This is a genomic window from Paraburkholderia sp. C35 (assembly GCF_003121405.1).
GTDB lineage: Bacteria > Pseudomonadota > Gammaproteobacteria > Burkholderiales > Burkholderiaceae > Paraburkholderia.
This window is the reverse complement of sequence record NZ_QBUY01000057.1, coordinates 40889-51252: the sequence shown is the minus strand read 5'-3', so window position 1 is coordinate 51252 and position 10364 is coordinate 40889. Positions and strand designations below refer to the sequence as shown.

General features: G+C 62.3%; 11 protein-coding genes. 4 read left to right on the top strand and 7 right to left on the bottom strand.

Translation table 11 applies throughout. From position 1 onward, the window contains the following. Window positions 1–101: 101 nt before the first annotated feature. Together DK391_RS27400 and DK391_RS27395 are read right to left on the bottom strand one after the other, a co-directional pair. On the bottom strand, window positions 102–1061 hold the full coding sequence (locus DK391_RS27400) for a LysR family transcriptional regulator (RefSeq protein WP_109481144.1): 960 nt from the start codon (window positions 1059–1061) through the stop codon (window positions 102–104). 192 nt (window positions 1062–1253) lie between these two features. Continuing rightward, complete coding sequence (locus tag DK391_RS27395) at window positions 1254–2306, bottom strand: NAD(P)-dependent alcohol dehydrogenase (RefSeq protein ID WP_109481143.1); 1053 nt, start codon at window positions 2304–2306, stop codon at window positions 1254–1256. Window positions 2307–2674: 368 nt separating this feature from the next. Here DK391_RS27395 and DK391_RS27390 point away from each other — a divergent pair, with 368 nt between their 5' ends. Then, complete coding sequence (locus DK391_RS27390) at window positions 2675–3664, top strand: AraC family transcriptional regulator (protein WP_109481142.1); 990 nt, start codon at window positions 2675–2677, stop codon at window positions 3662–3664. 9 nt (window positions 3665–3673) lie between these two features. Here DK391_RS27390 and DK391_RS27385 read toward each other — a convergent pair whose 3' ends face one another. After that, the gene (locus DK391_RS27385; RefSeq protein WP_109481141.1) at window positions 3674–4066 is read right to left on the bottom strand and encodes a VOC family protein; all 393 of its coding nucleotides are present in this window, start codon (window positions 4064–4066) and stop codon (window positions 3674–3676) included. A gap of 159 nt (window positions 4067–4225) precedes the next feature. Here DK391_RS27385 and DK391_RS27380 point away from each other — a divergent pair, with 159 nt between their 5' ends. After that, on the top strand, window positions 4226–4540 hold the full coding sequence (locus DK391_RS27380; protein ID WP_109481140.1) for a hypothetical protein: 315 nt from the start codon (window positions 4226–4228) through the stop codon (window positions 4538–4540). A gap of 18 nt (window positions 4541–4558) precedes the next feature. On the opposite strand, the gene DK391_RS27375 is transcribed toward DK391_RS27380, so the two are convergent. The 3 genes from DK391_RS27375 to DK391_RS27365 form a co-directional block, all read right to left on the bottom strand. Continuing rightward, window positions 4559–6031, bottom strand: coding sequence for a sensor domain-containing diguanylate cyclase (locus DK391_RS27375; protein ID WP_109481139.1), 1473 nt, complete (start codon window positions 6029–6031; stop codon window positions 4559–4561). Window positions 6032–6217: 186 nt separating this feature from the next. Beyond that, window positions 6218–7414 (bottom strand): polysaccharide pyruvyl transferase family protein, encoded by a 1197-nt coding sequence (locus DK391_RS27370; protein WP_109481138.1) that lies wholly within the window; start codon window positions 7412–7414, stop codon window positions 6218–6220. A 241-nt stretch (window positions 7415–7655) separates the two neighbouring features. After that, complete coding sequence (locus DK391_RS27365) at window positions 7656–8129, bottom strand: hypothetical protein (RefSeq protein WP_162600917.1); 474 nt, start codon at window positions 8127–8129, stop codon at window positions 7656–7658. Window positions 8130–8146: 17 nt separating this feature from the next. Here DK391_RS27365 and DK391_RS27360 point away from each other — a divergent pair, with 17 nt between their 5' ends. Both DK391_RS27360 and DK391_RS27355 read left to right on the top strand, forming a co-directional pair. Next, on the top strand, window positions 8147–8968 hold the full coding sequence (locus tag DK391_RS27360) for an alpha/beta hydrolase (protein WP_109481136.1): 822 nt from the start codon (window positions 8147–8149) through the stop codon (window positions 8966–8968). 111 nt (window positions 8969–9079) lie between these two features. Then, the gene (locus DK391_RS27355) at window positions 9080–9343 is read left to right on the top strand and encodes a DUF2164 domain-containing protein (RefSeq protein ID WP_109481135.1); all 264 of its coding nucleotides are present in this window, start codon (window positions 9080–9082) and stop codon (window positions 9341–9343) included. An 18-nt stretch (window positions 9344–9361) separates the two neighbouring features. Here the strand turns inward: DK391_RS27355 and DK391_RS27350 are convergent, their stop codons facing one another. Continuing rightward, window positions 9362–10273: a LysR family transcriptional regulator gene (locus DK391_RS27350; protein WP_109481134.1), complete on the bottom strand. Its 912-nt coding sequence runs from the start codon at window positions 10271–10273 to the stop codon at window positions 9362–9364. Between the last annotated feature and the right edge of the window lie 91 nt (window positions 10274–10364).

The window sequence follows — 10364 nt, the reverse complement described above, 5'->3', positions numbered from 1 at the left end:
TGCGGCGGCAAAGAAAGTAAGTGCCGCCCCGCACAGGGGCAACCCTAGCAGACCACTAACAAAAAGCGGATGCCAGCCAACAAACCCGCGACCGCCGAGACTCAAGCCGCATGCAGCTCCCCGCGCATCAACCCCCTTACCCGCGACATATCTGCCTGCACATGCCCCTGATGCTCAAACAGCTCAGAAAGCCAGTCAACAAACGCCCTGACTCTAGGCGACACACGACGCCCCTTCACGTAAGCGACAGAAACAGGCATAGGCACAGGCTTCCACTGCGGCAGCACTTCCCGCAAAAGACCCTGATCCAACAAAGCCTGCGCAGCAATACGAGCCGGCTGAATCAAACCCAACCCCTGCAACCCGCAAGTCAAATAAGCATGTTCATCGCTGACCTTGATAAAGCCATCGACCTTAACGGTCAAAGAACTCCCCCCAACATCGAAATCAAAATCGACAGCACGCCCAGTCAACGCAGACATGCAATTCACCGCAACATGGCCAGAAAGATCATCGAGACTCTCAGGCATCCCATACCGCTCCAGATAAGCAGGGCTAGCGCAAGTCACATGCTCCAAAGTCCCCAGCCGTTTGGCAGCCAAACCAGAATCCGGCAACTCACCCAGCTGAATACTGCAATCCACAGCCTCGCCGACCAGATCGACATTCCGATGGCTTACGCCGATCGCAAGATCAATCCCCGGATACCGCTCATGAAAATCATCGAGTGCAGGCAGCACGATAGAAGTCGCCACCGCCCCAGGCATTTCCACCCGCAAACGCCCGCTCGGATTATCAATCGTCTGCCGCAGGCTCGCTTCCATCTCATCGATGTCAGCCAGGATCTGCGCACAGCGCTCGTAATAAGCTGCACCCTCCGGCGTAAGGCTCAAACGCCGCGTCGTGCGCACAAGTAACGTGGTAGCAAGCAACGCTTCAAGATTCTGAACAATCGTCGTTGCAGTCGCACGCGGAATCTCGAGCGATTCGGCAGCGCGAGTAAAGCTATTGGTATCGACGATACGCATGAACGTGCGCATCGCCTGGATACGATCGATCACGGAACTCTCCAAAAGACGGGACATTCCAGAAGAAAATGAACCAGCAGACAACACCCCGGCACACCTCGTCCCGTTAGGAAGGCGCGCCAGTCAGGCAGAAACAGCGAATGATGCGAGGCGGGGAGCAGGGACAGGCCGCCGTCCTGCGCGGCCTGGTTGGAAGGGGTAAAGCGGTTTAGGTCCTGCTGCCCGTTACTTCCGGAGCGAGTTGATATCGATGACGAAGCGGTACTTCACATCGCTCTTCAACATGCGCTCATATGCTTCATTGATCTGCTGCATCTGGATCATCTCGATGTCCGAGGTGATGCCATGCTTGCCGCAGAAGTCCAGCATTTCCTGCGTTTCAGCGATTCCGCCAATCAGCGAACCCGCCAGACGGCGACGCTTCATGATCAGGTTGAACACTTGCGGCGACGGGTGATCGTGCTCCGGCGCACCCACCAGCGTCAGCGTGCCGTCACGCTTGAGCAGGTTGATGAACGGATTCAGATCGTGCTGCGCAGCAACCGTGTTGACGATCAGATCGAAGCTGTTCAGATGCGCTTCCATCTCCGCCGGATTCTTCGAGATCACGACTTCATCGGCGCCGAGGCGCTTCGCGTCTTCGATCTTCGACGCCGACGTCGTGAACAGCACGACATGCGCGCCCATCGCATGCGCGAGCTTCACGCCCATGTGACCCAGACCGCCCAGGCCCACGATGCCGACCTTCTTGCCCGGCCCTGCACCCCACGTGCGCAGCGGCGAATACAGCGTGATGCCTGCACACAGCAGCGGCGCAACGCCTGCGGGATCGAGGTTCTCCGGCACACGCAGCACGAATTCTTCGTCGACCACGAGCTGCGTCGAGTAGCCGCCATACGTGATGGCGCCCGTCTGCCTGTCGGTGCCGTTATAGGTTCCAACCCAGCCGTTCTCGCAATACTGTTCGAGGCCTTCCTCGCAGCTCGCGCAAGTGCGGCACGAATCGACCAGGCAGCCGACACCCCCCACATCGCCGACCTTGTACTTCGTCACATCCCGCCCAACCTTCGTCACACGGCCGACAATTTCATGGCCAGGAACGACCGGGTAAATCGTGTTCTTCCATTCGTTGCGTGCCTGATGCAGGTCCGAGTGACAGACTCCGCAAAACAGGACTTCCATCTGTACGTCGTGTTCGCGCAGTTCGCGACGCTGAAATTCGAACGGCGCGAGTTTCGATTGCGCGTCGGTTGCGGCATAGGCGTAGGTCGTGGACATGGGTGCTCCAGCTTGTAGATGCAATTGCGCGAGGCGCCGCGCGCTCAGCTTGCGCGGCGAATGATTCTGTCGTGCGCCGTGGCGCGCGGCGTGTCCGTCGTGTGGTCCGTCCGGGAAGCGTGAAAGCCGCTTGCAAGCGGCTTCGCGTGATTCGCAGGTCTCGTGCGAGGCGGTGGACGGTGTGTCGCGGACAGGAAGCGGGCTTTGCGACAGGGTTCCCATGTTAGGCAGCGGGCGTCCCCCAGGGAATACCTGAAGGTCTTGAAGGCTTGCCTAATTCTCCTGGCGGCGTCCGCTATAGGCCATTTAATGCTAGATTTCAAGCCATATTCTCTGGCGATGCATGTTTCCGCCGACTGGATTTCATCATGTCCGACACAAAACTTTCATCTGTCGCGCCGCTCGCGGAGCGCACACCGCAACAGCGCATGGTCGAATTGCTGCGCACGCTGGCGCCCGCCGAAGGCATGACGGACGCGCCGCTCGATGGCGTGAAGTTCCTGCGCGCCAATCATCCGATGCCGCGCCGCCCCGTGATGTACGAGCCGAGCATCGTGATCGTCTGTCAGGGGCGCAAGCGTGGTTATCTCGGCAATCACGCGTACATCTATGACGCGCAGCAGTATCTGGTGTTGTCGGTGCCGCTGCCGTTCGAGTGTGAAACCGAGGCGAGCATCGACGAGCCTTTTCTGGGCATTTCAGTGCGCGTCGATCTGACGATGATTGCCGAGCTGTTGATGCTGCTCAACGATACGCACGGCGCCGTCGATAGCGAGCCGCGCGGCATCTATTCGACGCCGCTCGACCAGCCGCTCTCCGACGCCGTGCTGCGTCTGCTCGAAGCGCTGGTATCGCCCGTCGACGCGCGCATTCTGGCGCCGTCCATCGTGCGCGAAATCTGCTACCGCGTGCTGACGGGCGTGCAGGGCGACGCGATCCGCGCGGCGCTTACGCATCAGCATCACTTCGGGCGCATCGCAAAGGCGTTGCGCCGTATCCACACCGAGTACGACGGCGATCTCGATGTCGAGACGTTGGCGCGCGAATCCGGCATGAGCCTCGCTGTGTTTCATGCGCAGTTCAAGAGCGTCACATCGACTTCGCCCATGCAGTACGTGAAGACGACGCGTCTGCATCACGCGCGTTTGTTGATGGTGCAGGATGGGCTGAACGCAAGCGCGGCGGCGGCGCGTGTCGGCTACGAAAGCGCATCGCAGTTCAGCCGCGAATTCAAGCGCCTGTTCGGCTTGAGTCCCGTCGACGAAGTGAAGCGCATGCGCGGCACCTTCGATCCCGTGGTGCTGCCGCAGCAGCAACGGCCTGCCGCGAGCGCGCGCAAGTACGTGACGACCAACTGACGCAGCGGCTCACGCCGGCTCGTGGCAGCACACGCACAGCTTGTTGCCGTCAGGGTCGCGGAAGTACGCGCCGTAGTAATGCGAGTGATATTCGGGCCGCAGTCCAGGCGGCCCGTCGCATGTGGCGCCGTGCGCGAGCGCTGCCGCATGCGCGCGATCCACGGCTGGCCGGTCCGCTGCCAGCAGCGCGATCATGTGCCCGTTGCCCGCTTCGGCAGCCGCGCCGTCAAATGGCTTGCCGACAAGGAACAGTGGTCGTGCGACACCCGGCTTCATCCAACCTGCCCACGGCCTGTCGTCCTCGCGAAACTTCAGCGCGAGGCCGAGTTCGGCGAGTACCGCCGAATAGAAATCAAACGCCCGCTCGAAATCGTTGACGCCGATAAATACGTGGGAAAGCATCGAAAGCGGCTCCTTGCAGAGTGAAATCCCGCGAAGCAGGTAACGCCGATACCAGCATGATTGCTGATCTGGCTACGCTCGCGTGCCGTGGTTACGATGACATCGCCGTCTGCTCGAACAACGCCAACCACGCCAACAACATTCACGGAGCCCATCATCATGAAGCGTTTTCACATCGCGCTGGCAGTTGCGAATCTCGATGCATCGATCGACGACTACAGCCGGCGTCTGGGGCAGCCGCCTTCGGCTGTCGTGCCCGGTCAGTACGCGATGTGGCGCACCGATCTGCTGAACTTCTCGATCAACGAAAAGCCCGAAAAAGCAGGGCAATTGCGTCATGTCGGCTTCGAGGACGATAGCGTCGACGGGTATTCGAGCAACGTCGACGTAAACGGCCTCGAATGGGAACTGTTTTCCACGGCAGAACAGGATCGCCGTATCGTCAGCACGTATGGCGTGCCCGTCAAAAACTGAGCACCGTGCACGGCACGCTTATTTCTGCGCGCCGTTCGCTTCCTGCGTCGTGTAGTGTGCGCGCTTTTCTTCATACATCAGCAGGTCTGCGCGCTGTACGCCGGCTTCGATCCGCTCGCCGCGCTGCACCGTCGCCATACCCATCGAAAAGCTGATAGGTGAGCCGGGATAGAACTGGTTGTTCAGATCGACCAGTTGACGGATCGTCTCCATCATCGTCGCGCCGCCGCGTTCGTCGGTGCCGGGCAGCAGGATCGCGAACTCGTCGCCGCCGATACGCGCCGAGTTGAACGGCGTCTCCATTGCTTTCGCGAGCACTTCGCCGGCGCGGCGCAGCAGCGCGTCGCCGGCGGCGTGGCCGAGTTGGTCGTTGACGCGCTTCAGGCCGTTGAGGTCGGCCATGATGACCGTCACGGGGAACGGCCCCTTGCGTTCGAGCCGGTTCAGTTCGTCGACATAGAACGAACGGTTGCGCAGCTTGGTCAGCACGTCGTGCTTGCCGAGAAACTCCAGATACGCCTCGGCCTTCTTGCGCGCGGTGATGTCGGTGAGCGCGACCAGTACGAGATCCCACGAATGCTCGTGGCCGGGCAGCACGGAGAACTGCAGATGCACGTGCACTTCGTTGGCTTCGAGCGAATAGTTGAGCACTTCGCGCTGCTGGAACAGCTTGCCGTCCCACAGGTCGATCAGTTGCTCGCGGAAATGCGGGCGCATGTCGTCGCGGAACACTTCGGGCAGGCGCGACAGCAGTGTCTTCTTGTCCGGCGCGGCGAACATGTCGAGCGTGTGCTGATTCACGTCGAGCACATGAATCTCGGCCATACAGCGTTCGACGAACTCAGGGTGGACATCGGTGAAGGTGCGGAAATCGGAGATGCCCGCGGCACGCGCGTCGTCGAGCAGGCGCTTGACGGCGCTGAAATCCTCGACCCACAGCGACACGGGCGAATACTCGAACAGCCCGCGCACGTACTGCTCGGCAGCCGTCACGCGATGGCGCGCGCCTTCCAGTTCCGTGATGTCTTCCGTCGATACCAGCACGCGGTCCCAGCGCTCTTCATGGCCCGGCAGCACCTTGCCTTTGAGCAGCACGTCCAGACGCCGGCCGCCCAGCGTGTAATTCACGGTCTGGCTGGTGAAGTGCGACTGGCCGGACCACAGCTGGCACAGCTCTTCGAGGTGCGTCTTGAGCATGTCGTCGCGGAAGACGGTCGACAGGTTGTCCGTCAGCGCGCTGAAATCGGCGGCTTCGAAAACCGTGAGCGTCTTCTGGTTGACCTTGATCACGCGGATACGGCTCGCGCATTCGGCCACGCGCTGGATGTCCTCGCCAATATGCGCGCGCAGATCGGTCACGCCTTGCGCGCGCCAGTCTTCGAACAGCGCCTTCACGCCGCTGAAGTCTTCGAGCCACAGCGCGACGGGCGCGAGATCGAACATTTCCGAGTCGTCGTCGGCTGTGGTGCGCGGGCGAGGGTGATTGGGCATGACGGGTCCAGAGGCGAATGTCTCGCTATTCTACGGTGCCAGTCGGTCCCGAGAAAATTCGGGCCTTGGGCACCTCTGCGGCGCGCGTTGTGGCCGGGGTGGGGCCTAGATGCTGCCTGGTCGTGGCCGCATCCGATATAACGGCAAATCGCCGCCATTCTGCAGGCATCCCGTTGAGTCGGCGCGTCAGCCCGATGCTGAAACAGTTGTTTGAAACGATGCTTCGCATTGTGCCGCGAGCCGGGCTGCTGTCTCTTTCATGTATGCCGGATCCACGGCGAGGGCGCGCTCGATGCCCGCAGCGATCTCATGCACGCGCACGGCAACGGGCACCCCTGCGTCTTCCCACGTTTGCGCGAACGCAATCTGCTTGCAGGGCGTCGTGAAATCGCCGTCGTGCAGCAGATTGATGCGGGGCAGCGCATGCGCCATCGCGACGATCCGGCCATGCAGGCTGCTGCCGATATAGCCGCGACTATGCGCCAGCAACGCGTAGATGTCCCAGATATTCAGCGAGTCGAACAGATAAACGGACTTTGTGCGCATGCGCGCTGCCGTGCGCTCGAAGCAGGACAACGCGTCGTGCCACGGCGCGGCGCCCGCGCGGAACAACACGATCGCTAGCCCGTGCACGTGAGCGGCCTGATCGAGTTGCGCGGCAATGGTGGCAAGCGTCGCGTCGTCGCCGAAGTCTGCGCTGAACTGGACGGCGAGATAGCCGTGCGGTGCCGCATGGCGGATGCGCGCGACGGCTTGCTGGGACGCGTGCGCGTGGATCGTGTCACCGAACAGCCGCGCGACCATCACGGCGCAATCGGGTGCGAGCGGCGCGTCGATGCCCGATTTCGCAAGCAGCCGCTGCGTGTGCAGATCGCGCACGCTGATCGCGTCGGCGCGGGCGAGGCTGGCGAGCACTTCAGCGCGCAGGCGCCCGTCGCGCCCATCGAGCGCGACGCCGCCCACCGCATTGAACAGAATCCGTCTGGCCCACGGCCATGCATCCTTCGATGCGACATACGGCGCAAGTTTGCCCGTGCCGAGCGTGTCACGCGCCCATTCGTATCGATCATGCCGGTGTGCTGCGATGATGCGCTGGGCGTCCTCGCTGGATTGCAGCATGACGGCGGCTTCCCATGCATCGCAGGACAGAATCTCGCCGCCGACATGCAGCAGGTCGAACGCCTGTCCGTTGAACGCCCGCAGCGCCTGGACACGATGCCCGCCATGCGCGCGCAGGTCGCGTGCCGCGAGTCCGGCAAACCCGGCGACGCGCATGCCGCGATCCTCGAGCATGCGTGCGGCCACATGCGCGAACAGCATGTCGCCGAAGTTGTGCCGGTCGAATGCGCCGAACAGCACGACAGGTAATCGATGCATGTTCATCGATGCAATCCGCCATCACCTAGCGGGCGCCGCGCACTGTATGCAAGGCGAGTTGACTTTCGCATTTCTATGCCCTACGAATCGAATTAACCGGTCGTCGGTTATATCGGTGCAAAGCTTCATACAAGTCACTGAATGCTGTTCGGAGGGTACACGCAATTCGCGGAGTGGCAACACAGGCACGCCAAGCGGCACGCTACAAAACGGCACGCGGGCGGCACGCCATACGAGGAAGACGTGTTTATCGGCGAAGCGATTCGACGCGCTTCGCCGTGAAGCGGGCGACGATCAGTCGGCTGCGCGCCGCCATGCCGGCGTGCCACTTCACGTCCTGAAACAGAGAAGCGTCATGTTCACCTATCTCATCGTCGTCGCCATTTCCGCATTCATGCCTTATGTTGCAACGCCGGCCGCCGAATCCGGTGTGAAGGCCGTGATTTCGCATCATAACGATATGGAAACAGGCGACGCCGCCACCACGCCAACCCTCGTCGCGCAGGATCTGTCCGGCGCCAGTGCGCAGCCGCGCGAAGCCCACTGAAGCCTGCACGAACCCGCGCAGACCCATGCAGGCGCCCCTCATCTGAAGGATGTTCTGGCGCGCTGTACCATCGGTGCCGATCATCGAAAGGACGGCATGGATGCCTGCGCGCATCGTTCCCCAGCCGCCGTCCATCAATCGGGCCGCCGCATGGGCGGCTTCATGTGTCATCACCCAAGGAGCGCAACTGAATGAGCACGATCACCACGAAGGACGGCACGCAGATTTACTACAAGGACTGGGGCACGGGCCGTCCGGTTGTCTTCTCGCACGGCTGGCCGCTCAACGCGGACGCGTGGGACGCACAGATGCTGTTCCTGCTGCACAACGGCTTTCGCGTGATCGCCCATGATCGCCGTGGACACGGCCGTTCGGACCAGCCGTCGAACGGCAACGACATGGACACCTACGCCGACGATCTCGCCGCGCTGCTCGATGCGCTCGATATCCAGGGCGCCACGCTCGTCGGCCATTCGACGGGCGGCGGCGAAGTCGCGCATTACATTGGCCGGCATGGCACGAAGCGTGTCGCCAAGGCTGTGCTGATCGGCGCCGTGCCGCCCATCATGCTGAAGACGGAAGCGAATCCGGGCGGCCTGCCTATCGACGTGTTCGACGGGATCCGCAAGGGTGTCGCGGACAACCGCTCGCAGTTCTACAAGGATCTGGCCGTGCCGTTCTTCGGCTTCAACCGGTCGGGCGCGAAGGTCTCGCAGGGCACGATCGACGTGTTCTGGGCGCAGGGCATGACGGGCGGCATTCACGGTCACTATGAGTGCATCCGTGAATTCTCCGAAGTCGATTACACCGAAGACCTGAAGAAGATCGACGTGCCCACGCTGATCCTGCACGGCGACGACGACCAGATCGTGCCGATCGACGCAGCGGGCAAGCTGTCGGCGAAGATCGTCAAGAACGCCACGCTCAAGATCTACGAAGGCGGCGCGCACGGCATGTGTGTGACGGAAGCCGACAAGGTCAACGCCGATCTGCTCGCGTTCATCAACAGCTGACACCGCCACGTTGTCATGAGAGCGGCGCGTGCCCTTGCGGGCCGCGCCGCTTTGTTGTTTCATCGCGCCATGCTGCATCGTCCGATGCAGTTCACGCAGGGATGAACACGCATGGCAATCGAACTGGACAAGGATGTGCGCAGCGAAGCGATCGCGACACTGCAGCGCTATTTCGCGGAGAACATGGACGAGCCGATCGGCAATATCCAGGCGGGCGCGCTGCTCAGCTTCTTCGTCGAGGAAATCGGCCCGGTGATCTATAACCTCGCCGTGCAGGACGCGCAGGAACGCCTGTATGCGCGTGTGTCGGAACTCGATATCGAATGCCACGAAGAGGCGTTCGGGTACTGGAAGAAGTACGGCAAGCGGCGTTGAACAACGCGCCTGCCGGCGTCAGGCCGAGACGCCGCTGCTGTTCTCGCGCAGCACGAAATCGACAAAAGCACGCAGCGGCGCGGGCATATGCTCGCGGCTCGCGTAGTACAGGCGCGGACCGGTGAATGACTGCCACCAGTCGCGCAGGATCGGCACGAGCGTGCCGTCGTCCAGCGCGGGGCGCAGAAACTCGTCGAACGAATAGGCGATGCCCAGTCCGTCGATGGCCGCACGCCGCTGCATATCGACCACCGATCCGATCAGCGGCCCGTTCGGCACGATGCGCACGGTCTCGTTGCCGCGCGTGAACTCCCACACGGCCAGCACGCCGCTCGCGAAGCGATGGCCGATGCACGCGTGCCGCACCAGTTCATCGGGGTGCGACGGCATGCCGTGCCGCTTCAGATACGCGGGCGACGCGGCGGCGACGAAATGCTGCATCGGCGGGCCAATGGGAATGGCGATCATGTCGCGTTCGAGCCGCTCATCGTAGCGGATGCCCGCGTCGAAACCGGCGGCGAGGATGTCGATGAAGGTGTCGTTCGACTCGACCTCGACCGTGATGCCCGGATGCGCCGCGAGGAAGCGCGACATCAGCGCGGGCAGGACTTCGCGTGCGGCGATAGACGGCACGTTTAGCCGTAGCGTGCCCGTCGGGCTGTCGCGGAACACGTTGATCGCGTCGAGCGCCGTGGCGAGTTCGCCAAACGCGGGCGCGAGCCGCTCGAACAGGCGCTGGCCGGCTTCTGTCGGCGTGACGCTGCGCGTGGTGCGGTTGAGCAGCCGCACGCCCAGTTGCTGTTCGAGACGCCTGATGGCTTCGCTCAGCGACGACGCGGACAACCCACCCGTCGCCGCCGCGTTGCGGAAGCCACGCGCTGCGGTGACGGCCACGAAGGCTTTCAGATCGGCCAGGTCGGGTTCGTTCATTGTTCGGCATTCCGCACAGGGCATTCGGATTGACAGGGATTATCGCACGGTCGCTTTGCGCGGATACTTCGGATCAAGCGTCGCGCGACGC